This is a genomic window from Streptomyces indicus, assembly GCF_900100315.1.
Lineage (GTDB): Bacteria > Actinomycetota > Actinomycetes > Streptomycetales > Streptomycetaceae > Streptomyces > Streptomyces indicus.
This window is the reverse complement of record NZ_FNFF01000001.1, coordinates 1,353,758-1,377,910: the sequence shown is the minus strand read 5'-3', so window position 1 is coordinate 1,377,910 and position 24,153 is coordinate 1,353,758. Positions and strand designations below refer to the sequence as shown.

Sequence of the window (24,153 nt, the reverse complement as noted above, 5' to 3'; positions counted from 1 at the left end):
AGGGCTGTGCTGTTCGTCGCATCGGTGCTGGTGGGCGCCTGCCGCGGGCTTTCCCCCACCCCGCCCCTTCCCGAAACCGGGGGCTACGCCCCCAGACCCCCCAACCGCACTTCGTGCGGATCTGCTCAATCGCCGCAGGGGCTGGAAGTGAACGCCTGGAGGATCCCCTCCGCCGCCAACGTAGGCGTCAACTCGCCCTCCCGAACCCGCCGTTCAAGCTCCGGCGCCGCGGCCCGTACCGCCGGATGCGCCCGGAGCCGGCCGAGCAGCTCCTCGCGGACCATCGACCACGTCCAGTCCACCTGCTGGGCACGGCGCTTATCCGCGAGGCGGCCCGTGGACTCGAGCAGCGTCCGGTGCTGTTCCAGCCGGTCCCATACGGTGTCCAGGCCCGTGGACTCGCGGGCGCTGCACGTCAGGACCGGGGGAGTCCATGCGGCGTCGGCGGGGTGCATGAGCCTGAGGGCCCCTGCGAGCTCGCGCGCCGCCGCCTTCGCGTCCCGCTCGTGCGGGCCGTCGGCCTTGTTGATGGCGAGCACGTCCGCCAGCTCCAGGACGCCCTTCTTGATGCCCTGCAACTGGTCGCCGGTGCGGGCCAGGGACAGCAGCAGGAAGGAGTCGACCATGTTCGCCACGGCCGTCTCCGACTGCCCGACGCCGACCGTCTCCACGAGCACGACGTCGTAGCCCGCCGCCTCCATCACGACCATCGACTCACGCGTGGCCTTCGCGACACCGCCGAGCGTGCCCGCGGACGGCGACGGCCGCACGAACGCGGCCGGATCCACCGACAGGCGCTCCATCCGGGTCTTGTCGCCCAGGATGGAACCGCCGGTACGGGTGGACGACGGGTCCACGGCGAGCACGGCGACCCGGTGCCCGAGCCCGGTCAGCATCGTCCCGAACGCGTCGATGAAGGTCGACTTGCCGACACCGGGCACCCCGGACACCCCGATCCGCCGCGCCTTGCCGCTGTGCGGAAGGAGCGCGGTCAGCAACTCCTGGGCGAGCGCCCGGTGCTGGGGCCGGGTGGACTCGACGAGCGTGATCGCGCGCGCGACGAACGCCCGCTTCCCGTCGAGCACACCCTTGACGTACGCATCAAGATCGATCTTCGGCATGTACGGACCGTGCCTCCGCCGGTTCTACTCGTGGCCGAGCGACGCGGCCAGTCGCTCCACCAGGTCGTACGCCGCGTCCGGGATGACCGTGCCGGGCGGGAACACCGCCGTCGCGCCCATCTCCAGGAGCGTCGGGACGTCCTGCGGCGGGATCACACCGCCGACCACGATCATGATGTCCTCGCGGCCCTCCTCGGCCAGCGCCTCCTTCAGCGCCGGTACGAGGGTGAGGTGACCGGCGGCGAGCGAGGAGACGCCGACGATGTGCACGTCCGCCTCGACGGCCTGCCGCGCGACCTCGGCCGGCGTCTGGAACAGCGGGCCGACGTCCACGTCGAAGCCCAGGTCGGCGAAGGCCGTGGCGATCACCTTCTGGCCGCGGTCGTGGCCGTCCTGGCCCATCTTCGCGACGAGGATGCGCGGGCGGCGGCCCTCCTCCTCGTCGAACTTGTCGACGAGCGCGCGGGTGCGGTCCACGTTCGCCGACTCCCCTGCTTCGTTGCGGTACACGCCGGAGATCGTACGGATCTGGCCCGCGTGCCGCCCGTACACCTTCTCCAGGGCGTCGGAGATCTCGCCGACGGTGGCCTTCGCACGGGCCGCGTCCACGGCGAGTTCGAGGAGGTTGCCCTCCCCGCCCGCCGCGCGGGTCAGCGCGTCGAGGGCGTCCTGGCAGGCGCGCTCGTCGCGCTCGGCGCGCAGCCGCCGCAGCTTCTCGATCTGCTGGGCGCGCACCGAGGAGTTGTCGACCTTGAGGACCTCGATCGCCTCGTCGCTGGCGACGCGGTACTTGTTCACGCCGATCACCGGCTGGCGTCCGGAGTCGATCCGGGCCTGGGTGCGGGCCGCGGCCTCCTCCACGCGCAGCTTCGGGATGCCCGCGTCGATGGCCTGCGCCATCCCGCCCGCGGCCTCGACCTCCTGGATGTGCTGCCAGGCGCGCCGCGCCAGGTCGTACGTCAGCTTCTCCACGTACGCGCTGCCGCCCCACGGGTCGATCGTGCGCGTGGTGCCCGACTCCTGCTGGAGCAGGAGCTGGGTGTTGCGGGCGATGCGCGCCGAGAAGTCGGTGGGGAGCGCCAGGGCCTCGTCCAGTGCATTCGTGTGCAGGGACTGCGTGTGGCCCTGCGTGGCCGCCATCGCCTCCACGCACGTACGCGTCACGTTGTTGAACACGTCCTGCGCGGTCAGCGACCAGCCGGACGTCTGCGAATGGGTGCGCAGGGACAGGGACTTGGCGTTCTTCGGGTCGAACTGCTTCACCAGCTTCGCCCACAGCAGGCGCGCGGCCCGGAGCTTCGCGACCTCCATGAAGAAGTTCATGCCGATCGCCCAGAAGAAGCTGAGCCGCGGCGCGAAGGCGTCGACGTCCAGGCCCGCCTCCTGCCCGGCCCGCAGGTACTCCACCCCGTCCGCGAGCGTGTACGCCAGCTCCAAGTCGGCCGTCGCGCCCGCCTCTTGGATGTGGTAGCCCGAGATGGAGATCGAGTTGTACCGCGGCATCCGCTGCGAGGTGTACGCGAAGATGTCGGAGATGATCCGCATCGACGGCTTCGGCGGATAGATGTAGGTGTTGCGGACCATGAACTCCTTGAGGATGTCGTTCTGAATGGTCCCGGCCAGCTTCTCGGGCGGCACGCCCTGTTCCTCGGCGGCCACGATGTAGAGCGCGAGCACGGGGAGCACCGCGCCGTTCATCGTCATCGAGACGGTCATCTTGTCCAGCGGGATGCCGTCGAAGAGCTGGCGCATGTCGAGGATCGAGTCGATCGCCACGCCCGCCATGCCGACGTCGCCGGTCACGCGCGGGTGGTCGCTGTCGTAGCCGCGGTGCGTGGGCAGGTCGAAGGCGACGGACAGGCCCTTCTGGCCGGCCGCGAGGTTGCGGCGGTAGAAGGCGTTGGACTCCTCGGCCGTGGAGAAGCCCGCGTACTGCCGGATCGTCCAGGGCTGGTTCACGTACATCGTCGGGTACGGGCCGCGCAGATACGGGGCCATGCCGGGGTAGGTGCCGAGGAAGTCCAGGCCTTCCAGGTCCTCGCCCGTGTACAGCGGCTTGACCGCGATGCCCTCCGGGGTCTCCCAGAGCAGCTCGCCCTCGTCCTTGCCGGTGGAGTCCTCGACGGCCTTGCGCCAGGCGTCCGTCGACGTGTCCGGCGCCGGGCTCCCCAGTGCGATCCCGGTGAAGTCGGGGATGGACATCAGGACACTCCCAGACGGTCGAGGGTGGAGGTGAGGACGTCCACGGCGTTGCAGCCGGCGAACACGTAGGAGTCGATGCCCTCGTACGAGGCGGGCTTCCCGGCGAGGAACACGAACTCCGCGCCCGCGGACCGGAGTTCCGCCGCGGCCCGCTCGGCCTGCTCCTCGTACAGGCCGTCGCTGGAGCACAGGCAGGCGATCCGCGCGCCGGAGGCCGCGAACTCCGCGGGGCCGCCCGTGACGGGCTCGATGCCGCCCGCCTGGAAGAGGTTCGAGGCGAAGGTGGCGCGGGCGGTGTGCGCGGCGGCGGGGCCGAGCGTCGCGAGGAACACCTTCGGACGCTCGCCCTGCTCGCGCAGCTGCGCGTCCGAGCGGGCCCGCAGGTCCTCGTACGCCTCGTCGCGGCTGACCCGCGGCAGTCCGCCGGCCGGGCCGGCGGGGGCGGGCTCGCGCTGCACGGGCTTCTCCGCGAGGTGCGGGAACTCGCTGACGCCCGTGATGGGCTCCTTGCGGGTGGCCAGCTTGCGGCTGCGCACCGACCAGGTCTCGGCGATGCGCTCGCGGAGCAGGCCGGAGCGCAGGGCCGCGGCCTGGCCGCCGGCGCGCTCGATCTCCTGGAAGAACTCCCAGCCCGCGTGCGCGAGTTGATCGGTGAGCTGCTCCACGTACCAGGAGCCGCCCGCCGGGTCGATCACCCGGGCCAGGTGCGACTCCTCCAGGAGGATCGTCGAGGTGTTGCGGGCGATCCGGCGGGCGAACGCGTCGGGCAGGCCGAGCGCGTGGTCGAAGGGCAGCACCGTCACGGACTCGGCGCCGCCCACCCCGGCAGCGAGCGTGGCGACCGTCGTGCGGAGCATGTTCACCCACGGGTCGCGGCGGCTCATCATCACGCTCGACGTGACCGCGTGCTGGCGCTGTGCGCCCGCGGTGCCGCAGACCTCCGCGACCCGGGCCCAAAGGCGCCGCGCGGCACGGAACTTGGCGATGGTCAGGAACTGGTCGGCGGTGGCCGCGTACCGGAACTCCAGCTGGCCCACCGCCGCTTCGGCGCTCACGCCCGCCGCGGTCAGCTCCCGCAGATACGCGACCGCGGTGGCCATCGAGGCGCCGAGCTCCTGCCCTGCGGAGGCCCCGGCCTCGTGGTACGGCAGCGCGTCCACGGTGAGCGCCCGCAGCCCCGGGAACTCCCCGGACCGCTCGCGGATGTACGCGATCACCGGCGCGAAGTCCTGCTCGCGGCCGGTGCGCGCCTCGTACCCGAGCGGGTCGCCGCCCAGGCTGCCGCGCACCTCGGAGGCGGGGGTGCCGCGCTCGGCGTGCAGCCGGAGCAGCTCGCGTGCTGCCTCGGGGAACTGCGCGCCCGCGTCGAGCACGACCGGCGCGAGGTCGAGGTACACACCGTCGAGCGCCCGCGCGAGCCCGTCGACCGGCAGACCGCCCTCGCCGACGGTCAGCCACAGGGAGGTGACGCCGTTCTCCAGGTCGCCGAGCAGCGCCTCGTTCGCCTTGGCCGGGTCGGGCTGCGCGTGCCGCTGCCGTACGTCCCAGCCGGCGGCCGCATTGCCCTCGGGCCGGGCGCCGCGCAGGTACGGCGCGAAACCGGGCAGGCCGGGCGCCGTGTCGGCATGCGTGTACAGAGGGCGGGTGGTGAGCCCGTCCTCGAGCTTGGTGGAGAGGGCATCCTCGGCGGCATCGCCCGAGACTTCCTTGCCCGACTTGCGCAGTACGCCTTCCACGAGGCGCTGCCACTGCTCATGGGTCGCATCAGGGAACTCGGCGGCCAGGGAGAGCCCGTCGTCAGGCAGGACCGTCATGCTCGGATGTTAGCCGCCGTTAGCAAAGGAGCAGCAGAGGTCAAGGCTGTGACCTTGCCCTCTTCAGGTGGGGGTTGATCCTTCGGGCGATCTGCACTACTGGCAGGTAACCGGGGCGGGCCGACCGGGTAACCGAGGGGCGGAGAGGGAGTCTCCGCCCCTCGGGCGCCGGTCAACGCACCGCGAGCAGCGCGCTGTTGGCCACGCGGCGGTCCTGGAGCGGCCTGAGGGCCAGGCGGACCAGGACCAGCGCATTGTCGTCGCCGGCGATGCGGTTGGCGCTGAGCCGGCCGCAGCTCAGGCAGCGGTGGATCAGCATCCACTCGCCGTCCGGGCGCACGGTCAGGCTCAGCGGCTCCATGCGGCCCCCGCATCCCGCGGCACGATCGCCGGGGATGCGCAGGTCGACATGGAGACTTGTCAGGCAGTTCGGGCAGTGATTGCGGTGCGCGGTGCCGGGCGCGACGAGGGAGACGTCGAGCCGGCAGCCCGTACACCGGAAGTCATGTGCCCGATGACGCCCCGCGCCATGCAGGACGTCTTTGTGGCGCTGCGGCCGGACGCGCTGGTCGCGGCCGGAGCGGCGAGTGCGGCGTGGCATGGCGAATCCTCCGTGGCCGCGCTCAGAGCGTGCCGAACGCTTCGAGCGGGAACGGGGGATCGGCCAGCGGCCGCACGGCCATCCGCATCAGGATGAGCTGGTTGTCGTCGGCGCAGACCGGATCCGAACTGAGCTCGCCGCAGCGGACGCAGCGGTGGACGAGCGTCCAGTCGCCCGTGCGCAGCACGGCGATGGCGATGGGACTCATCCGCGAGCCGCACGCGGACGGACCGCCCTCGACCTGGTCGAGAACGTGCCGCGAGTGCAGACAGGACGGACAGTGGTTGCGCCGCGTCGTGTCGGCGGCATACGACGACACGGTCAGCCCGCAGCGCACGCACGTGAACGTGTCGGTGCTGAGTGCCGCGGACGGGGTGGTGCGGTGCTGGTGTGCGAGGTGATCGCTGGACACCCGGGTGCTCCTTGCTGAGAAGTGTGCGATGACAGCAAGAGCAGGCCGAGCGGGCCTCGGTGGACCTTGGGTCAGTGGGGACCTGAGTCGGTATTACGCGATGACGCGAGGCGCGCTCGGCGCGAGGCGGGTCATCAAGACACCTCAATCATCAGTGCAGGAACGGGTGGACGGCCGGTGCGCGAGCCCCGGCGACGGATCAAGAGAACACCGGGAAGCGGAGCCGCGTCCACTGATTTTCCGCGCCGCCGCATCGCGGACAGAAACTGTCCGCGTCCCTCGCTAACGTGCAGCACATGACGGCAGCCAAGAAGGCCCAAGGTCCTGTGCTCAGCACCCGCGCGCTCAACCGCGCCACCCTCGACCGGCAGCTGCTCCTGCGCCGGCACCCCATGAAGCCCGCCGCCGCCGTGTCCCACCTCCTCGGCCTCCAGGCGCAGAACGTCAAGCCGCCCTACTACGCCCTCGCGGCCCGGCTCGAGGAGTTCGACCCGGCCGCGTTCTCGGCCCTCATGCAGGACCGCGAGCTCGTCCGGATCGTCACCATGCGCTCCACGATCCACACGCACACCGCGGACGACGCGCTCGCCCTGCGCCGCCTCGTCCAGCCCGCACGCACCCGCGAGCTGAACATGTTCCGCAAGGGCCTGGCCGGCGTGGACCTGGACCGGCTGACCGCACAGGCGAAGGAGCTGGTCGAGGAGCAGCCGCGCACGCTCGCGCAGATCCGCGAGCACCTGCTGCGCACCTGGCCGGACGCCGACCCGCAGGCGCTCGGCATCGCGGCCCGCTGCTCGCTGCCGCTCGTCCAGGTCACCCCGCGCGGCCTGTGGCGGCAGAGCGGCCAGGTCTCGCTGACGACGCTGACGCACTGGCTCGGCCGGGACGACACCGCGGACGCGGACCCGGACGACACGGTCCTGCGCTACCTCGGCGCGTTCGGACCGGCGTCCGTGAAGGACTTCCAGACCTGGAGCGGCCTGACCCGGATGCGGGAGGTGTTCGAGCGGCTGCGCCCCGGCCTGACGACCTTCCGCGACGAGCACGGCGTCGAGCTCTTCGACCTGCCGGACGCGTCCCGCCCCGACGCGGACACCCCGGCGCCGGCCCGGCTGCTGCCCGAGTTCGACAACCTGCTCCTGTCCCACGCCGACCGCACCCGCGTCGTGCCGCCGGACCTCAAGGGCCGTACCTGGCTGGGCAACTTCGCCTACAGCGTCTTCCTCGTCGACGGGTTCCTCGCCGGCACCTGGAAGCTCACCGAGGAGAAGGAGTCGGCGACCGTCACGTTCGAGCCCTTCGGCACGCTCACCAAGGCCCAGCGGGCCGAGCTGGAGGCCGAGGCGGCGCGGCTGCTCGACGGCCCGATGGGCACGGGGGTCCCGTACGACCTCCGGTACGGGCAGGTGGTGGGCGCCTGAGCCCGGCGCGGCGGGGCGGTCAGTCCGCGCGCCCCGTGGCCGCCACCGTCACCCCGAGCCCGATCATCGCGAACCCGCCCGCGCCCCCGATCATCGACAGCCGGCGGTCGGAGCGGGCGAACCAGGTGCGGGCGGCCGAGGCCGTCAGGCCCCACAGCGTGTCGGTGACCAGGCCGATGCAGATCGGCACCAGACCGAGGATCAGCATCTGCCCGGGCAGCCCGCCCGCGGAATGGTCCACGAACTGGGGGAGCACGGCGGCGAAGAAGACGATGCCCTTGGGGTTGGTGACCCCCACGATCACGCCGTCGGCCACGGTCCGCAGATCCCCGCGCCGCTCGCCCTTCCCGGCCGCGGCGCGGATCGCGGAGGCCTTCATGTCCTTGCGGTGCCGGTACGCCTGCACCCCCAGGTACATCAGATACGCGGCACCCGCGAGCTTCACCGTCACGAACACCGCGACCGAGCGCTCCACCAGCGTGCCGACCCCGAGGGCGACCGCCACCACGAGCAGATACGAGCCGACCACGTTCCCCAGGACCGTCGCCATCGCCGTGCGCCGGCCGTGCGCGAGGGCGCGCCCGATCACGAACAGCACGCTCGGCCCCGGGATCACGATCACGAGCAGCGACATCGCGGCGAACGCGAGCAGCCGGTCCATGGACACCATGTCCTCACCCCCGCCGCGATGCTAGGTGACGCGGGGCAGCGGATGTCAGGCCCTTGCCGCGGGTTCACGGGTTCACAGGCTCACGGGTTCACAGGCTCACGGGTTCGCAGGCGGGCGGGGGAGCGGGCGTCGCTCAGGGCAGCAGCCCCGCCCGTCGCGCCGCCACCACGGCCTCCCAGCGCGAGCGCGCCCCCAACTTGCGCATGGCCGAGCGCAGATAGCCCTTCACCGTCTCGGCGCCGAGACCGAGCCGCTCGGCCGCCGCCGCGTTGGTGGCGCCGAGGGCGACGCAGGCCAGCACGTCCACCTCGCGCGGGGCGAGCCGCACCTCCGGCGCGGGGCGCCCGGCCCGTACGGAGGAGTCGGCCGCGGACGCCAACGTGCCGTACACCGCCTCCAGTTCTGCCCGCAGCAGCGGGTCGTCCAGCTTCGGGGCCAGGGCGCGCAGCGCGCTGTGCGCCTCGCGCACCCGCTCCCAGGCGTCCGCTCCCACGGCCGGCTCGCGCGCCGCCATCAGGAGGGCCTGCGCCTCCTCCCGTACGACCAGGGCCTGTTCGACATCGCGCGCCGCCGCGACCGCCGCCGTCAGGATCCGCTCGCCCATCGGACGCGGCGCGCGCAGCGCCCCGTACAGGACCCCGCGCACCTGGCGCCGGACGATCACCGGCACCGCGAGCACCGACCGCAGCCCCTCGGCGGCGACCACCGCGTCGTACTCGTGGCTGATGTGCCGGGCCTCCTGGTAGTCGACCACCGCGCAGGGCCGCGACAGCGCGACGGTCTTGCCGCCGAGCCCCGAACCCGTAGCGATACCGATGCCCTGAAGGGCGCTGGAGTACGTGCCGCTGACCTCGTCGATGCGCAGCCTGCCCCGCTGACTGCCCGGCGCGGGTGGCGACTTGAGGCGGTCGTGGAGCAGCCCGCCGAGCGCCACGGGCAGCCCGGTGTCACGGCGCAGCCGCACCAGCGCCGACCGCAACGCGAACGCGTCGGCGTCCTCGCCCTCGTGCCCCTCGTACCTCTCGTACCCCGTCACCTGCCGGCCCCCTCTCGTGCTCCCACGTCCGCGCTCCGGTCCCGTCCGACACCACGGGGTCTGGTGGTACCGGTGCCTCTGAGCACAGGATGCTACGTAGGGACTGGCCGCAGACCGGCCGGTCCCGCCGAAGTGGGGCAGAGGAACGGAATACGGTCGAGAGCACCGATCACGGGCGACCGCACCGGAACGCAACCGACAACCCGCCGAACACAACCGACAACCCACCGATCACAGCCGACAGCAGCGGATCACAGGAGAGACACCATGCGGATGCCGATGACCGTCGCGGACTTCCTCCACCGGGCGGAGGCGGGCTTCGCCGACAGCCCCGGTGTCGTCGACGAGCCGGACCAGCCCGCATCCGTCGTACCGGACTCCACCTACGGGCGGCTCGGCGAGCGGGTGCGCGCCTGGCAGGCCGGGTTCGACGCGCTCGGCATCGGCGAGGGCGAGCGCGTGGCCGTCGTCAGCCACAACTCCGCGCGGATGCTGGAGCTGCTGTTCGCCGTGCCGATGAGCGGCCGCATCGCCGTGCCCGTGAACTTCCGCCTCAAGCCCGAGGAGACCGAGTACATCGTCCAGCAGAGCGGCGCCTCGGCCGTCCTCGTCGACCCGGAGCTCGACGACGCGCTCGCCTCGGTCAAGGCCCGGCACCGCTTCGTGCTCGGTGAGCAGACCGAGACCGAGGTGATGCGCTTCGGCGTCGAGCCGCGCCCGTGGTCGCAGCCGGACGAGGACGCCACCGCCACCATCAACTACACCTCCGGAACCACCGCACGCCCCAAGGGAGTTCAGCTCACCCACCGCAACATCTGGGTGAACGGCCTCACCTTCGGCCTGCACACCCGCGCCTGGGAGCGGGACGTGTACCTGCACACGCTGCCGATGTTCCACTGCAACGGCTGGGGCATGCCCTTCGTGATGGCCGGGCTCGGCGCCAAGCAGGTCGTGCTGCGCAAGGTCGACGGCACGGAGATCCTGCGCCGGGTCGAGCAGCACGGTGTGACCCTGATGTGCGGGGCGCCCGCCGTGTGGAACGCGGTGCTCGCCGCGGCCGCCGACTGGCAGGGCGAGATCCCCGGCCGCGACAGGGTGCGGGTGGTGTGTGCGGGCGCGCCGCCGCCGAGCCGGACGATCCAGCGCGTGGAGGAGGAACTGGGCTGGGAGTTCACCCAGATCTACGGCCTCACCGAGACCTCGCCGCTGCTCACCTTCAACCGCACCCGCCCCCAGGACGACGCGCTGCCGGCGCAGGAGCGCGCCCGCAAGCTCTCCCGGGCCGGGCTCCCGGCGCTCGGCGTACGGCTCGAAGTCGCGCCGTCCGGTGAGGTGTTGGCGCAGTCCAACGTCGTCCTCGACGGCTACTGGGACAAGCCCGAGGAGACCGCGGCGGCCCTGGAAGGCGGCTGGTTCCACACCGGCGACGGCGGCACGATCGACCCGCAGGACGGCCATCTGACCATCTCCGACCGCAAGAAGGACGTCATCATCACGGGCGGCGAGAACGTCTCGTCCATCGAGGTCGAGGACACCCTCTTCAGCCACCCCGCGGTGGCCGAGGTCGCGGTGATCGGCGTCCCGCACGAGAAGTGGGGCGAGACCATCAAGGCGCTGGTGGTCCTGGAGGAGGGCGCGAGCGCCACGGATGCCGATCTGATCGCCCACTGCAAGGCCCGTATCGCCGGCTACAAGGCACCGACCTCGGTGGAGTTCCGCGCCTCGATCCCGCGCACGGCCACCGGCAAGATCCAGAAGTTCAAGCTGCGCGAGCCGTACTGGGAGGGGCAGGAGCGGCAGATCAACTGAGGCCGGTCGAGCGAGGTCCGGTCGGGCGAGGTCCGGTCGGGCGAGGGCCGGGCGGCCGCGGGCCGGTGCTTCAGCCGGGCCGCGCGGGGAACCCATCGCCGGATGGGTGCACTCCTCGCGCTGGCCTCCGCCGTCTGCTACGGCATCGTCGACTTCGCCGGCGGGATCCTGTCACGCCGTATCCCCTTCGCGGCGGTCACGCTGCTCGGCCAGATCGGCGGCCTGGTCCTCGCCGTGGCGGCCGCCCTGCTCGTCCCCGCACCGTCCGTCACGGCGACCGGCCTGGCCTGGGGCGCGCTCTCCGGGGTGGGCAGTGCGGCCGCGATGTGGTTCCTGAACCGGGGGCTCGCCCGGGGCGACATGAGCGTGGTCGTGCCGGTGAGCGCCGTCACCTCGGTGGCCCTGTCCGTCCTCACCGGGGTCCTGCTCCTGCACGACCGCCCGACGCCCCTGGCCTGGGCGGGCATTGCGGTCACGGCTCCCGCGCTGTGGCTGGTCTCCGGCGGCCGCGGCACCCCGGGCCGGCGGGGCGTGCGGGACGGTCTCCTGGCGAGTGCGGGCGTGCCGGACGGTCTCCTGGCCAGCGCGGGAGTGGCGGTGCAGTACCTCGCGCTCGCCCAGGCCGGGGAGTCCGGCGGCCTGTGGCCGGTGGCCGCGGGCCGCGCCGCCGCCGTCCTGGTGCTGCTGCCGCCGTCCGTACGCCACCTGCGCGTGCCCGTGCGGCAGGGCCTCCAGGCGCTCCTGATCGGCGCGGGCGCGGCCCTCGGCCTCAGCCTGTACCTGCTGGCGACCCACCAGCAGCTGCTGGCGGTGGCCGTGGTCCTCGCCTCGCTCTACCCCGCCCTGCCCGTGATCCTCGGCCTGACCCTCCTCCACGAACACGTCAACCGCCGTCAGGCGGTGGGGCTTTGGGGGGCGCTGGTGGCGACGGTGCTGCTCGCGCTGGGGTGAGAGCCGGAGGTGGCTCGGGAGCGACGGCGCCGATCCGGCTCCCGGATCCCGCGCCCCCGCTCCCGGACCCCGCGCCCCCGCTCCCGCGTACTCAGGGCACCAGCACGTACCGCCCGCGCACCCCGCCCTTAGCCATGGCGCGGTGGGCCTCGGCGGCCTGGGCCAGGGGCAGGACGGCCTGTACGCGGGCCGGCAGCTCGCCGGCGGCGGTGCGGGCGAGCAGGTCGCCGAGGCGCGCGCCGTCGGGGTGGGTGACGACCACGTCGACCGAGATGCCGCGTTCGGCGGCCGGCCGCGCGCTCGGCTGCACGCCGACGAACGCGCCGCCGTCGCGCACCAGGGCGACCGCCGCCTCCTGGAGGGCCGCACCGTCGGCGACCGCGTCCCAGCCGCGTTCTGGGGCGGCGGTGAACTCGGCGCCGAGGCTCCGTACGAACTCCTCGTCCTGCTCCCTGGCGAGTCCCGTCACGCGCCAGCCGCGCTCCGGCGCGAGGGCGGCGGTGTACGCGCCCACCGCGCCGGCCGCCCCGGTCACGAGCAGCCTGTTGCCGTCGGCGGGCGCGTCCCCGAGCAGGTCGAGCAGCTGGGCCGCGGCGAGCGCGTTGACCGGCACGGTCGCCGCCACGGTCAGGTCCAGGCCGTCCGGTACGACGGCGAGCTGGGCGGCCGGGATGACGAGCTGCTCGGCGTACGGGCCGAAATCGCGGTCGAAGCCGTCGACCAGACCGGCGACGCGCGTGCCGACCGCCAGCTCGACCCCAGGCCCGACGGCGGCGATGGTGCCGGCGAAGTCCCAGCCGATTCCGGTGTGTTCGGGTTGGTGGACCATGCCCAGCGCGTGGAAGACGCCGTTCACGACGCCGAGGTCCACGGGGTTGACCCCCGCTGCGGCGATCTCGACGCGGACCTCGCCGGGCCCGGGCGCGGTGAGGGGGACGTCGACGATCTCGATGGAGTCCGGGCCCGCGGGCGTGCGGACGACGGCTGCGCGGTAGGTGGCTGCGTTCATGGGGTGCTCCAGGTGGCTTGTGCTCGGTGGCTGTGTGCATCACTCTGAAGCCGTTGCTCTCCAGCGGGAAGTAGGCACCTGAAAGTGCGTAACTCCCCCGACAGAAAGGGTAGTTCGATGGCGACCACGACCGCGGCCCACAAGCGGGAGCAGGCGAAGCGGGAATACAACGCGTTCCTCGACGTCTGCCCCAGCCGGCAGCTGCTCGCCCGGATCTCCGACAAGTGGGTGGCCCTCGTCCTGGCCGCGCTGACCAGCGAGGGCCCGCAGCCGGGCGGCACGGCTGAGGGCGCGCGGCCCGGTGCGGAGGACGAGACTGCCGGGCAGCCGCGTGCGCTGCGCTACTCCGACCTCTCGCGCCAACTCGCGGGCGTCAGCCAGAAGATGCTCACGCAGACGCTGCGCGCACTCGAACGCGACGGCCTGATCACCCGCACCGTCACCCCGACCGTCCCGGTCACGGTCACCTACGAGCTGACCGCGCTCGGCCGCTCGCTCCAGCACCTCATGCGCGGGGTCAAGGAGTGGGCGGAGACCCACATGGACGAGGTGCTCGTGCACCGCGAGACATACGACAGCCGCCCGGCCTGACCCCCGCGGTCCCGCCCGCCTGCCCAGCCCCCCGGTACCTCACACGTCCGTCCGCGCCCTCACACGTCGAGCAGCTGTCCCGCCGCCGCGGCCGCCCCCACCAGGCCCGCGTCAGTGCCCAGTGCGGCCGGGGTGATCTCCAGGTGGCGTACGAAGGACAGCGCGGCATACGTCTCCAAGTGCCGTCGCAGCGGGGCGAACAGGAGGTCGCCCGCCGCGGCCACCCCGCCCCCGATCACGCACAGATCGATCTCGACCAGCGTGGCCGTCGCCGCGATGCCCGCCGCGAGCGCCTTGCCCGCCCGGTCGAAGGCGGCCAGGGCCTTGGGGTCGCCCGCGCGTGCGGCCTCGGCGGTCGCCGCCGCGTCCGCGAAGCCCGCGTGCCGGGCGATCGACGTACCGGAGGCGATGATCTCCACACAGCCGCGGCTGCCGCAGGGGCACGGCTCGCCGTCGAGTTCGACGCTGATGTGGCCGATGTGCCCGGCGTTCCCGGTCGGGCCGGGGTGGAGGCGTCCGTCGAGGACGAGACCGCCGCCGACGCCCGTGGAGACCACCATGCACAGCGCGTTGCGGTGCCCGCGCGCGGCGCCGAGCCAGTGCTCGGCCGCGGTCATGGCCACGCCGTCCCCGACGAGGACGGCGGGCACGGGGGCGCCGAGGCGGGCCAGGGCCGCACGGGTGCGTTCCAGGACCGGAAAACCGCGCCAGGCCGCGATGTTGACCGGCGAGACCTCGCCGCGCGAGGCGTCCACGGGACCGGCGCTCCCGATGCCGCAGCGGCGCACGGACGCCCACTCGGGCGCGCCGGACAGCTCGGTGAGGACCTCCTCGACGGCCGCCATCACCTCGTCCCCGCCGGTGCCGCGCGGCGTCGGCCGGCGCGCGCTCACGAGGAGCCGTCCCGTCGCGTCCACGAGCGCACCGGCGATCTTCGTACCGCCGATGTCCACGGCGAGCGTCACACCGGAGTGCCCGGCTTCGGAGGCGTCAAGCGGCCGCAGATCGACGGTGGTCACGGTGGTGCTCCTGTCTGGAGTGCAGTTCATGGACAGCTCGGCTCAGGTACAGCTCGGCTCACGTACGGCCCGGCTCACGTACGGCTCGCGGTCGGCAGCTGCTCCGGTCCGCGCGGGCGCCGTCCCCCGTACCGGTCAGCGCACCGCACCGGACAGCGCATGCACCCGCCGGCGCACCGTACCCGCCCCGCCTGCTCACGGCGCGGGCGGCCCCGTGCTCTCCCGCGGCTCCAGATGCGGGAGTTCGGCCTGGAGGCTGCGCACCGGCCCCCCGTCGAGCTGCGCGAGGAGCTCCTCCGCCGCGAGCCGCCCGAACCCCGAGGTGTCCCGGACGAGGGCCGTGAGGCGCGGGTGCGTGACCCGGCACAGCGCCGAGTCGTCCCAGGCCACGATGGACAGTTCCCCGGGGACCTTGATGCCGCGCTCGGCCGCCACGGCGACCCCGGCCACCGCCATCACGTCGTTGTCGTACACGATCGCCGTGGGCGGGACGGCCTCGTCGAGCACCCGCCGCGTCGCCTCCGCGCCCTCCGCGTCCGAGTAGTCCGTGGGCACGGAACGGATCGCGGTGAGCCCGAGCCGGTGTGCCTCCGTGCGCAGCGAGGTGATCCGCCGCTCGGTGTGCGCGAGTCCGGGCAGGCCCGCGACATGGACCACGTGCCGGTGCCCGAGCTCGTGCAGGTGGGCGAGGACGGAGGCCATGGCCGCGGAGTCGTCGGCCCATACGGTCGACACCTGCCGGCCGCCCTCCGCGGGCGCGCCGATCATCACCGAGGGCAGGCCGAGCGAGTCCAGCAGTTCGGGCCGCGGGTCCTCGCTGCGCGGGTCGACGACGAGCACCCCGTCCACGCGCTTCTCCGCCCACCACCGCTTGTAGACGGCACACTCCGCCTCGATGTCCTCGACCACCTGGAACAGCAGCGCCACCTTGCGCGAGGCGAGCACTTCCTGGACACCGGAGACCAGCTGGAGGAAGAACGACTCCACGCCGAGGGTGTGCGCGGGCCGCGCGAGCACCAGGCCCACACACCCCGAACGCTCCCCGGACAGCGCGCGGGCCGCGCTGTTGGGCTGCCAGCCGAGGTCCTCGGCGACGCGGTGGATGCGGTCGCGGGTGCCCTGGGACACCCCGGGGCGTCCGTTGAGCGCGAAGGAGACGGCGCTCTCCGAGACCCCGGCCCTGCGGGCGATGTCCTTGATGGTGGGTCTGCGCGCGGGGGTCGTCCGGGCGCCGCCGTCGCTCTGCGGTGTCATGGTGCTTTCCCCTCGTGCGTGGCCTGTCCGGTCCCCGGTCCGAGTGTGTCCGTCCCGGTCCTCGGCCCGTGCGTGTCCTGTGCGGTCCTGGTGTGTGGGCGTGGGCCTTCGCCCACATGGACGGCGACGGCGGGCCCGTAGGCGATGCGCCCCTGGCACACCGCTTTGATCAGCACCCAGTAGACACCGGGCGGCGTGTCCATGGGGGGAGTCAGCGCGAACACGGTGCGCGTCACCTCCCGTGCGGCCAGGTGCAGTTCGGCGGACCGCTCGGGGACGATCCGCCAACCGCCGTACGGGGAGACCACGAGGGCCTCGCCGTGCAGCGGGCTGTGCAGGTCGTTGCGGATCCGCACGGCCAGCTCGGCCCGGCCGCCCGGCGCCACGTCCACGCGCCCGGTCTCCGCCGTCACGCCGACCCCGGGCGGGGGCCCGTCGTGCCCCGGCACGGTGACGGTGAGGACGTCCTCGACCGCGCCGGCGGGCGTGGTCGCGACCACCCGTACGAGATGGTCGCCGGGCTCGGCGCCGGGGGCGGGACGCACGGTCAGCGGCAGCCGAACGTGGCCGCCCGCGCCGGTCCGCACGGTGTCGCGGGTCCACGAGACGTCCCAGCCCTCGGGTGGATGGACCTCGACCAAGTGCTCGGCGGTTTCCAGGGCTTCCTGTTCCGAACTGCCTTCTCCGCAGGCCGTGTTGGAGGTGAGCGTGACCTGGGTGCGCAGCGGACCCGCGCCGGCCGTCAGCGCGTACGGCATGACCTGCACGGAGTACGGCGCGTTCCCGAGCGGCGCCGTGCCGGTGTTGTGCAGCCAGTAGCGGCTGAACACCGGCTGCACCGCCTCGCGCAGCTCCTCGGTCCCGGGCAGCGGCTCGGGGGTGAGCCGGAGCGTGGTGTACGCGTTGCCGTGCAGCGCGAGCAGCCCGTCCTCGCCGGACGGACCGCCCGGCACGGGCCGGTCGAGCAGGTCCGCGCGCTCGGCGCCGAGCACCACCATCTCCTTCGTGAGTCTGGCCCGCACTGGCTCGCCGTGCGTCTCGCGCAGGCGTACGGCGAGCGCGGCGCCGTCGGCCGACTTCTTCACGGTCTCCACGACCACCTGACGGGAAGGCTCCACCGACAGCTGCGAGAAGGCGCGGTGCGCGGGGCCGTCGTGGGGCGTGCCGGTCACGGCGGTGAGCGGCTGGTTGAACTCCCGTCCCCTGCGCACGAGATCGGCCGCGCGCCAGTCGCCGTCCGAAGCGACGAGCGCGTGCTCGAAGACATGGGTCCAGTGCTGGAGCTGGAAGGAGCTGCCGTCGGGCGCGGTGCGCCGGGGCGGGTCCATCCACTCGGCGCTGGGCCGGCCCGTGCAGGAGCGCATCAGGGTGCTGTGCAGCCGGCCCGCCGTGTCGATCGCGAAGCTGGGCGTCCCCCGGACGAGCAAGCCGACGGTGCGGTCCTCGAAGGGCTCGTCGGTGCCGAGGTCGCGCGGCCGCGAGGCGCTCAACAGGCCGTCCCGTACGACCTGTTCGGCGAGCGCGCCGAGACGGGCGGGGTCGGTGAGCACGGCCACCGGAAGGTCCCGCACCCCGGTCAGGTCGCAGCCGGGCCGCCACAGCTCGCGCAGCGCCTCGCGCGCCGGCACCCACACCAGGGGCGAGGCGCCGGAGCGCACGGCCTCGGCGAACTCCGGTCCGGCGTCTGCGAGGACCGCGGCCGTGAAGGAGTTGACCTCGGGGCCGCCGACGGCGATACGGAAGTCGGGGAGGCTGCTGTCGACGGCGAGGTCTCCCCACCGGGGCCCTGCGGCACGCGTGGGCGTGGTGGTCACGCCCCGGCGCACCAGCGCGGTGACGAGGTCGCGCAGCGGGTCGGTGTCGTCCGCCGCGGGCTGCCCGTATCCCAGCAGACCCGCGTCCGGCAGCACGATCTCGCCCGCGCCGAGCGGGCGTTCGGCGCTGTCGCTGTCGCTGTCGCCGAACCGCACCCGCAGTGTGGAGCTGAGCGCGAACCAGTTCAGGCAGGGCGTGTCCAGGGTCCACGGCGCCCGTGTGTGGTCCACGCCGGTGTCGCTGTCGGGGAAGGCGAACCCGCGCCCGACCGCGGCCGCCGCGGTCTCCGCCACGGGCAGCGCGCCCGGCACATCGGCCGGGATCCGCAGCCGAAGCAGCTGGTCGCTGCCGTCGAACTCGTCCACCTTCGTGGTGAGTTCGACGCGGTCCAGGCCGTCCCACAGTGTGGTCGTACGGGTCCAGCGCACCGGACCGGTCCGGCCGCGCGCCACGATCCGTGCCCCGAGGGGCGACCGCTCCACGGTCACGGCCTCGGCCGGCGCCGCGCCCGAGCCGGTTCCCGGGCCCTTGGGCAGCAGATGCCAGGGGCCTTCTTCGAAGAAGGGGTGCGCCGGGTACTCGTCCTGGACGAGCAGCTCGTCCACCTCGCCGTCCGTCAGGAGCTCGCGTCCGCTCCTCAGGTCGGTGACCCGGCTGAGTCCGCCGCCGCGTGCGGGGTCGGCCTCGACGGCGAACGCCGCGTTGGCGATACGGGGGCGGCCCGCCGCCGGCGCGGACTCCTCAGGCCGGCCGCCGGCACCGGACTCCTCGGCCCACCCGCCGGAGAGCGGCCCGTCCGTGCCGACCAGCCACCAGGTGCGGTGTCCGAGCGAGGGCACATCGCGGGCGAGGAAGGCGAGCTGCGCCACCCCGTCGTGCACGTGCTCGACCAGGACCGGAGCGGGCGCGCCGCCCTCCTCGCCGCGCACCCCGACGCATGCCGCGTCCGCGACGCCGAGCGCATCGAGGGCGACCTGCGTACGTACCACGTCGGTCCGGGCCCAGGACACCGGGTTGAACACCGTCACGGCGACCACGCCGGCGGGCCCGGCGGCGCGGTCGCTCGCCTCGCCGGCCTCCGCCTTGGTGCTGCCCGGCGCCCAGCTCCCCGGCACCCGCGTGTCCATCGCGTCCGTCAACGCGCTGAGCGCGGACTCCCGTACGGAATGGGCGAGTTCATACGCCTCGCGCCATGTCGGCAGCAGATCCAGATACACCTGGTCGGAGAACGTGCCCGTCACCGCGTCGTGGTGCGCGGCGTGCAGGAGATGCCGCCACGCCTTGTCCAAGGCGTCCGCCGGGTAGGGGATCAGGCCCAGACCGTGCACCAGGGACGCGAAGGTCTCGGCCTCCTGGACCAGGTACTCCGCCGCGCGGTGCGCCTGCTTCACATCGGCGTACGTCACGTCCTTGCCCGTGTACACCGGCCCCATCTCCCGGGTCACCGGCAGCGGCCGCTCCCCGCGCGCCGCCAACTCGGCGCGTACGGCGGCGAAGTGCTCGCGCGGTCCCGCGTGCTCCATGCGCGGCCAGGTGTAGCGGCGGTTCCACGCGTGCTGCACGTCCAGGCCCCAGGGGTGCGGCCAGGAGAAGTCCGTGCCCATGGGGATGAGCACGTTCCGGGTGGCCGCCCCCGTGCGCAACAGCTCGTACAGGGCGAGGAGTTGCTCCGCCGCCTCGTCCGCCGAGCCCGCCTTGTGCGAGAACCAGCCGGCCGAGTAGTGCGCGGGCAGATAGTGCAGGAGCAGCCCGCCGCCGTCCGGCCCGAGCCAGTCGTACTCGGCGGGCAGCTGCATCGCGCTCGGCGGCCGCAGCGCCTCGCCCCAGGTGTCCATCATCGGACCCCACTGGTGGTGCGGGCCGCGCGCGAACACCGCCGAGTCGAGGCCCGCGTCCGCCATCAGGGACGCGAAGGACGGGTCGTGCCCGAACACGTCCAGCTGCCAGGCGGTGCGCGGGTCGCCGCCGAGGACGCCCCGGTGGAAGCCGAGCCCGTGCCCCGCGCTGCGGGCGGTGGTCTCGGCGGTGGTGAGGTTGGTGGAGGGCTCGTTGTACGTCCCGCCGACGATCTCCAGGCGCCCCTCGCGGATCAACTGCCGTATCTCGTCCCGGTGTTCGGGGTGCGTGTCCCAGAACGGCTTCAGGTAGTCGAGCTCCGACAGGACGAAGCGGTACGCGGGGTCGTCGGCCGCCTGCTGGAGGTGCAGCGGCACGAGGGTGAACGCGGGCACGCCCGTGTACTCCCAGCCCTTCTCGGGCTCGCCCGCGCGCAGGGGGGTGTCCCAGAGCGCGGTGTAGGCGGCCTGGGTGTTCCACCACATCGGGTCGTAGTGGAAGTGCGGGACGAGCCGGATGGTCCAGCCCGGTTCGGCCACGGTCAGCTCGAAGGCGTACGAGGCGAGCAGGCGCCCGTCCGCGGCGTGCACCCGGGCCGTCGCGGGGAGCCGGTCGCCGGGGGCGCCCTTCGCGCGCACCGCCACCTCGGCCCAGGACTCCAGCGACTCGCGTGCGGAGCCGCCGAGTTCGGCCCTCGCGTCCACGCCCGCGTACGCCTCGACGGTGTCCGCGCGCAGGAGGCGGGGGCGGGGTGTGGTCACGTCCGGGCCCGTGACCGAGACGCGCAGCGGGCCCGCCGGGCGCGTGCGGCGGATGCGGACGCGGACGACCTGGAGCGGGTCGCTCTCGGGGCCTGTGAAAAGACCAGGTGTGGCGACACCGCTTACGTGGACGGAGAAATCCTGGTCCGGCACGGGGAGTTCCTTCTGGTCGACGCTGACCCGGCTTATTACCTAAACCGCATTAGTGATCACACAGTGAAGGCTGGCCCGCGGCCGTGTCAAGCGTGGCCTCGACCGAGCCGACGAGCCGTCGTCCGTAGCTCCATACGGGTCCTCTGACCTGGCCAAAGGTCGTCAGCATGGATCGGAGGCCGCGAGGGTATTGACATGAGCTAAACCGCATTAGTACCGTCGGCGCCGCGCCAGGGTGGACCAACGTCCCGAGAAGTCGGGCCCTTTGGGGATAAGGAATCTGTTGACTGTCCCCGGGTTCGGAAGTGAGTATTCGGCGCAAGAAATTCGGTTGTCGTATTCGGTCCGAGCAAAGGAGCCCCGGCCATGCGGATATCCCGTCGCGTCGCCACTGCCACCGCCTTCGCGGTCACCTCAGCCCTCGTCATGACGGCGTGCGGAGGGACCGGTTCGGGCGGCGACGGGAACACCGACTCCACCGGGAAGATCGAGGGCACGGTCAGGTTCCAGACGTGGAATCTGAAGACCAACTTCAAGGACTACTTCGAGGGCGTCATCGACGGCTTCGAGAAGAAGTACCCGGACGTCCAGGTCGAGTGGATCGACCAGCCCGCCGAGGGCTACGCCGACAAGCTCAGCGCGGACGCCACCGCAGGCACCCTGCCCGACGTCGTGAACGTGGCCCCGGACCTCGCCACCCCGCTCGCCAAGGCTGGCCTCGCGCTCAACCTCGACGAGGACAAGGCCGCCGCCAAGTTCAAGGACGAGTACCTCGAAGGCGCCTGGAAGGGCCACGAGATGCCGGGCAAGACCGGCACGTACGCCTTCCCCTGGTACCTGAACACCGGCCCGATGTTCTACAACAAGAAGCTCTTCAAGGACGCGGGCCTCGACCCCGAGAAGCCCCCGACGTCCTACGACCAGCTCTTCGCCGACTCCCTGAAGATGGCCGAGAACAGCAAGGGCAAGATCGCCATGCTGTCCAACGCCCCCGCGATCGAGGACTTCGGGCGCTACGGCGTCGAGCTGATGAACGCGGACAAGACCAAGTTCACCTTCAACGACGCCAAGGGTGTCGAGCTGGTCGAGAAGTACAAGGAGCTCTTCGACAAGGGCGCCCTCGACGAGCAGGCCCTGACCGCCGTCGCCGAGTCCTCGGGCCGCAAGTTCCAGCAGCAGCAGATCGCCATGAACCCCGGCGGCGCGCACGACCTGAAGACGTACAAGGAAGAGGCCCCGAGCCTCTACAAGAACATCGGCATCACGCCCGCGGTGAACAACACCGGCAAGGACAACATGTACGTCCAGGGCCTGATGGTGAACGCCCAGTCCAAGGTCAAGCCGGCCGCGATCGAGTTCGCGCACTGGGTCACGAACAAGGCGAACCAGGAGGAGTTCGGCCGTCAGGTCGCGATCTTCCCCTCCACCAAGGGCAGCCTCGACGGCGACTACTACACCAAGGACGACGGCACCGACGAGGGCCGCGTCCGCGTGGCCGCCGCCCAGGCCCTGAAGACCGCGGTCAACTACACGCCGGTGGTCTTCACGGAGCAGATGAAGACGGTCCTCAAGAACGAGGTCGCCAAGGCCATGCAGGGCAAGAAGTCGGCCAAGCAGGCCATGGACGACGCGGTCGCCGAGTGCGACAAGCTCCTGCAGCAGGCCGGCTGAGCGCCGGACGCGTAAGGACTGATCGAGTCATGAGCACCACGTCGACGAGGAAGGGTGAGCCGGTGACGCACTCCGGTCCGGCCGCCCCCTCCACCGGCCCCGCAGCCCGGTCCGCCGCCCAGCGCGGCGGCCCGGGCCGCCCGGGTTCCCCCCGGCGCAAGGGCGTGCGGACGCATCTGCCCGGCACGCCCTGGATGTTCCTGCTGCCCGGCTTCGCCATCATCGGCAGCTTCGTGCTCTTCCCGTTCTTCTCCACGGTGTCGAGCTCGTTCACCGACCAGCGGACCCTGATCGCCGGCAAGTGGGTCGGCGGGGCCAACTACCAGGAGATGTTCCAGGACGACATGTTCTGGATCGCGCTGCGCAACTCCCTGCTCTACATCGTGGGTGTCGTGCCGCCGCTGGTCATCCTGCCGCTGCTGCTGGCCATGCTGGTGCAGCGCTATCTGCCGGGCATCTCCTTCTTCCGCTCCGCCTTCTACACCCCCGTCGTCGCCTCCGTCGTGGTGGTCGGCCTGATCTGGGTGTGGATGCTCGACGACCGCGGCCTGGTCAACGCCGTGCTCGGCGCGATCGGGATCGGGCCCGTGGCCTTCCTCAGCGACCAGTGGCTGCTGCTCATCAGCGCCATGCTGGTAACGGTCTGGAAGGGCCTCGGCTACTACATGATCATTTACATGGCGGCCCTCGGGAACGTGCCGAAGGAACTGCACGAGGCAGCCGCCGTGGACGGAGCCGGCGCGATCCGCCGCTTCTTCACCGTCACCGTGCCGGCCGTGCGCTCCACGATGGTGCTCGTGGCCGCGCTCTCCTCGGTCAACGCCTTCAAGGTCTTCTCCGAGGTCTATCTGATGGCCGGGCCCAACGGCGGCCCCGGCGGCGAGGACACCACCCTCGTCATGCTGATCAAGCAGGTGGGCACGGGCCTGTCCGGCCGGGTCGGCTACGCCTCCGCGATCTCCGTCGTCGTGTTCGTGATCACCCTCGGCCTGATGCTGCTCGTGCTCAAGGCCGACAAGAAGGAGGGCGACGCATGAGCGCGCAGACCCTCGAGGGCCGGCCCGAGACCACGCGGCCCGCCAAGGAGCGGCGCCCGCGGCGGCCCCGCAAGTCCGTACGGGACAAGTTCCTCGCCGAAGGCGGACGGCGCCCGCCGGCCTGGCAGCTGGTCCTGCGCTACCTGCTGCTGCTCGCGGTGTTCGCCATCATGGTGGGCCCCTTCCTGTGGCAGCTGTCCACCTCCCTCAAGGGACCGGGCGAGGACATCTACAGCTACCCGCCCAAGCTGCTGCCCTCCGAACCCACCCTCGACAACTACGGCAAGGTCGCCGACCTCATCCCGGTCTGGGACTTCGCGCTCAACTCCCTGAAGGTCGCCCTCGCCAACGTCGTCACCAACGTGGTGGGCGCCGCGCTCGCCGGCTACGCCCTGGCCCGCCTGCGGTTCCGCGGCCGCAAACTCGCCACCGTGGCCTTCGTGATGGCGATGCTGGTGCCCGTCGAGTCGATCATCATCGCCCAGTTCATGACGATGCGGGAGCTCGGCCTCAACAACACGCTCACCGCCGTGGTGCTGCCCGGCTGCATCGGCGCCCTGAACGTGCTCCTGATGCGCAACGCCTTCTCCAACATCCCGTACGAGATCGAGGAGGCCGCCTTCTGCGACGGGGCCAACGCCTGGCAGCGGTTCACGAAAATCGCGCTGCCCGCCGTCAAGGGCACCCTCGCCGTGGTCGCGATCTTCGCCTTCATGGGCGCCTGGGACGACTTCCTGTGGCCGCTGATCGTGCTGAGCGACCAGTCCAACTTCACGCTCACCATCGGCCTGAACTACCTGCACGGCACCTTCGCGAACAACCAGCGCCTGGTCGCGGCCGGCACGGTCATCGCCGTCGCGCCGCTGATCGTCCTGTTCGCCTGCCTCCAGCGCTTCTTCTTCCGCGGGGTCGGTGAAGGCGCCGTCAAGGGCTGACACCACCTCCGCCGCCGGGCGCGCGCGGCCTCGCA

18 protein-coding genes are annotated in these 24,153 nt (G+C 72.3%); 7 read left to right on the top strand and 11 right to left on the bottom strand.

The genetic code is table 11. The annotated features are described in order from the left end of the window. Positions 1 to 125: 125 nt before the first annotated feature. From meaB to BLT97_RS06095, 5 genes are all read right to left on the bottom strand, one after another. Positions 126 to 1,121: a methylmalonyl Co-A mutase-associated GTPase MeaB gene (gene meaB / locus BLT97_RS06115; protein ID WP_093607571.1), complete on the bottom strand. Its 996-nt coding sequence runs from the start codon at positions 1,119 to 1,121 to the stop codon at positions 126 to 128. A gap of 24 nt (positions 1,122 to 1,145) precedes the next feature. After that, positions 1,146 to 3,323, bottom strand: coding sequence for a methylmalonyl-CoA mutase (gene scpA / locus BLT97_RS06110; protein WP_093607570.1), 2,178 nt, complete (start codon positions 3,321 to 3,323; stop codon positions 1,146 to 1,148). Next, entirely contained in the window at positions 3,323 to 5,137 is a 1,815-nt protein-coding gene (locus tag BLT97_RS06105; protein WP_093607569.1) for a methylmalonyl-CoA mutase subunit beta, read from the bottom strand. Before BLT97_RS06105 ends, scpA begins: the two co-directional genes overlap by 1 nt. Positions 5,138 to 5,309: 172 nt before the next feature. After that, complete coding sequence (locus BLT97_RS06100; protein ID WP_093607568.1) at positions 5,310 to 5,738, bottom strand: RNHCP domain-containing protein; 429 nt, start codon at positions 5,736 to 5,738, stop codon at positions 5,310 to 5,312. 22 nt (positions 5,739 to 5,760) lie between these two features. Next, positions 5,761 to 6,150, bottom strand: coding sequence for an RNHCP domain-containing protein (locus BLT97_RS06095; protein WP_093607567.1), 390 nt, complete (start codon positions 6,148 to 6,150; stop codon positions 5,761 to 5,763). 296 nt (positions 6,151 to 6,446) lie between these two features. Here BLT97_RS06095 and BLT97_RS06090 point away from each other — a divergent pair, with 296 nt between their 5' ends. After that, entirely contained in the window at positions 6,447 to 7,571 is a 1,125-nt protein-coding gene (locus BLT97_RS06090) for a winged helix DNA-binding domain-containing protein (protein ID WP_093607566.1), read from the top strand. 19 nt (positions 7,572 to 7,590) lie between these two features. Here BLT97_RS06090 and BLT97_RS06085 read toward each other — a convergent pair whose 3' ends face one another. Next, a complete protein-coding gene (locus BLT97_RS06085) occupies positions 7,591 to 8,241 on the bottom strand; it encodes a LysE family translocator (RefSeq protein WP_093607565.1) in 651 nt (216 codons plus the stop codon). Between the two features lie 133 nt (positions 8,242 to 8,374). Next, on the bottom strand, positions 8,375 to 9,277 hold the full coding sequence (locus BLT97_RS06080; RefSeq protein ID WP_176953655.1) for a helix-turn-helix domain-containing protein: 903 nt from the start codon (positions 9,275 to 9,277) through the stop codon (positions 8,375 to 8,377). 267 nt (positions 9,278 to 9,544) lie between these two features. On the opposite strand from BLT97_RS06080, the gene BLT97_RS06075 reads away from it, so the two are divergent. Together BLT97_RS06075 and BLT97_RS06070 are read left to right on the top strand one after the other, a co-directional pair. After that, positions 9,545 to 11,086 carry an AMP-binding protein gene (locus tag BLT97_RS06075; RefSeq protein ID WP_093607564.1) on the top strand — a complete coding sequence of 514 codons (1,542 nt, stop codon included), beginning with the start codon at positions 9,545 to 9,547 and terminating at the stop codon, positions 11,084 to 11,086. Positions 11,087 to 11,188: 102 nt separating this feature from the next. After that, positions 11,189 to 12,037, top strand: coding sequence for an EamA family transporter (locus tag BLT97_RS06070; RefSeq protein ID WP_093607563.1), 849 nt, complete (start codon positions 11,189 to 11,191; stop codon positions 12,035 to 12,037). Between the two features lie 91 nt (positions 12,038 to 12,128). On the opposite strand, the gene BLT97_RS06065 is transcribed toward BLT97_RS06070, so the two are convergent. Then, on the bottom strand, positions 12,129 to 13,046 hold the full coding sequence (locus tag BLT97_RS06065; protein ID WP_093607562.1) for an NADP-dependent oxidoreductase: 918 nt from the start codon (positions 13,044 to 13,046) through the stop codon (positions 12,129 to 12,131). A 117-nt stretch (positions 13,047 to 13,163) separates the two neighbouring features. Here BLT97_RS06065 and BLT97_RS06060 point away from each other — a divergent pair, with 117 nt between their 5' ends. Next, complete coding sequence (locus BLT97_RS06060; RefSeq protein WP_093607561.1) at positions 13,164 to 13,637, top strand: winged helix-turn-helix transcriptional regulator; 474 nt, start codon at positions 13,164 to 13,166, stop codon at positions 13,635 to 13,637. Positions 13,638 to 13,696: 59 nt separating this feature from the next. Here the strand turns inward: BLT97_RS06060 and BLT97_RS06055 are convergent, their stop codons facing one another. From BLT97_RS06055 to BLT97_RS06045, 3 genes are all read right to left on the bottom strand, one after another. After that, positions 13,697 to 14,641 (bottom strand): ROK family protein, encoded by a 945-nt coding sequence (locus BLT97_RS06055; RefSeq protein WP_245769190.1) that lies wholly within the window; start codon positions 14,639 to 14,641, stop codon positions 13,697 to 13,699. A 210-nt stretch (positions 14,642 to 14,851) separates the two neighbouring features. Beyond that, positions 14,852 to 15,910 (bottom strand): LacI family DNA-binding transcriptional regulator, encoded by a 1,059-nt coding sequence (locus BLT97_RS06050; protein ID WP_093607559.1) that lies wholly within the window; start codon positions 15,908 to 15,910, stop codon positions 14,852 to 14,854. Then, the gene (locus BLT97_RS06045; protein ID WP_093607558.1) at positions 15,907 to 20,475 is read right to left on the bottom strand and encodes a glycoside hydrolase family 38 N-terminal domain-containing protein; all 4,569 of its coding nucleotides are present in this window, start codon (positions 20,473 to 20,475) and stop codon (positions 15,907 to 15,909) included. Before BLT97_RS06045 ends, BLT97_RS06050 begins: the two co-directional genes overlap by 4 nt. A 366-nt stretch (positions 20,476 to 20,841) precedes the next feature. Here BLT97_RS06045 and BLT97_RS06040 point away from each other — a divergent pair, with 366 nt between their 5' ends. Genes BLT97_RS06040 through BLT97_RS06030 form a run of 3 tightly spaced genes read left to right on the top strand, consistent with a single transcriptional unit; the run spans position 20,842 to position 24,118 of the window. Then, on the top strand, positions 20,842 to 22,146 hold the full coding sequence (locus BLT97_RS06040; protein ID WP_093607557.1) for an ABC transporter substrate-binding protein: 1,305 nt from the start codon (positions 20,842 to 20,844) through the stop codon (positions 22,144 to 22,146). Positions 22,147 to 22,175: 29 nt separating this feature from the next. Then, on the top strand, positions 22,176 to 23,183 hold the full coding sequence (locus tag BLT97_RS06035; protein ID WP_093607556.1) for a carbohydrate ABC transporter permease: 1,008 nt from the start codon (positions 22,176 to 22,178) through the stop codon (positions 23,181 to 23,183). Then, positions 23,180 to 24,118 (top strand): carbohydrate ABC transporter permease, encoded by a 939-nt coding sequence (locus tag BLT97_RS06030; protein WP_093607555.1) that lies wholly within the window; start codon positions 23,180 to 23,182, stop codon positions 24,116 to 24,118. The genes BLT97_RS06035 and BLT97_RS06030 overlap by 4 nt, the downstream gene beginning before the upstream one ends. Positions 24,119 to 24,153: the final 35 nt, after the last annotated feature.

What these genes read in the sequence shown, in the direction of transcription:
- meaB (WP_093607571.1), bottom strand. Translation starts at nt 1,121, where the DNA reads ATGCCGAAGATCGATCTTGATGCGTACGTCAAGGGTGTGCTCGACGGG.
- scpA (WP_093607570.1), bottom strand. Translation starts at nt 3,323, where the DNA reads ATGTCCATCCCCGACTTCACCGGGATCGCACTGGGGAGCCCGGCGCCG.
- BLT97_RS06105 (WP_093607569.1), bottom strand. Translation starts at nt 5,137, where the DNA reads ATGACGGTCCTGCCTGACGACGGGCTCTCCCTGGCCGCCGAGTTCCCT.
- BLT97_RS06100 (WP_093607568.1), bottom strand. Translation starts at nt 5,738, where the DNA reads ATGCCACGCCGCACTCGCCGCTCCGGCCGCGACCAGCGCGTCCGGCCG.
- BLT97_RS06090 (WP_093607566.1), top strand. Translation starts at nt 6,447, where the DNA reads ATGACGGCAGCCAAGAAGGCCCAAGGTCCTGTGCTCAGCACCCGCGCG.
- BLT97_RS06085 (WP_093607565.1), bottom strand. Translation starts at nt 8,241, where the DNA reads ATGGTGTCCATGGACCGGCTGCTCGCGTTCGCCGCGATGTCGCTGCTC.
- BLT97_RS06075 (WP_093607564.1), top strand. Translation starts at nt 9,545, where the DNA reads ATGCGGATGCCGATGACCGTCGCGGACTTCCTCCACCGGGCGGAGGCG.
- BLT97_RS06070 (WP_093607563.1), top strand. Translation starts at nt 11,189, where the DNA reads ATGGGTGCACTCCTCGCGCTGGCCTCCGCCGTCTGCTACGGCATCGTC.
- BLT97_RS06065 (WP_093607562.1), bottom strand. Translation starts at nt 13,046, where the DNA reads ATGAACGCAGCCACCTACCGCGCAGCCGTCGTCCGCACGCCCGCGGGC.
- BLT97_RS06060 (WP_093607561.1), top strand. Translation starts at nt 13,164, where the DNA reads ATGGCGACCACGACCGCGGCCCACAAGCGGGAGCAGGCGAAGCGGGAA.
- BLT97_RS06050 (WP_093607559.1), bottom strand. Translation starts at nt 15,910, where the DNA reads ATGACACCGCAGAGCGACGGCGGCGCCCGGACGACCCCCGCGCGCAGA.
- BLT97_RS06040 (WP_093607557.1), top strand. Translation starts at nt 20,842, where the DNA reads ATGCGGATATCCCGTCGCGTCGCCACTGCCACCGCCTTCGCGGTCACC.
- BLT97_RS06035 (WP_093607556.1), top strand. Translation starts at nt 22,176, where the DNA reads ATGAGCACCACGTCGACGAGGAAGGGTGAGCCGGTGACGCACTCCGGT.
- BLT97_RS06030 (WP_093607555.1), top strand. Translation starts at nt 23,180, where the DNA reads ATGAGCGCGCAGACCCTCGAGGGCCGGCCCGAGACCACGCGGCCCGCC.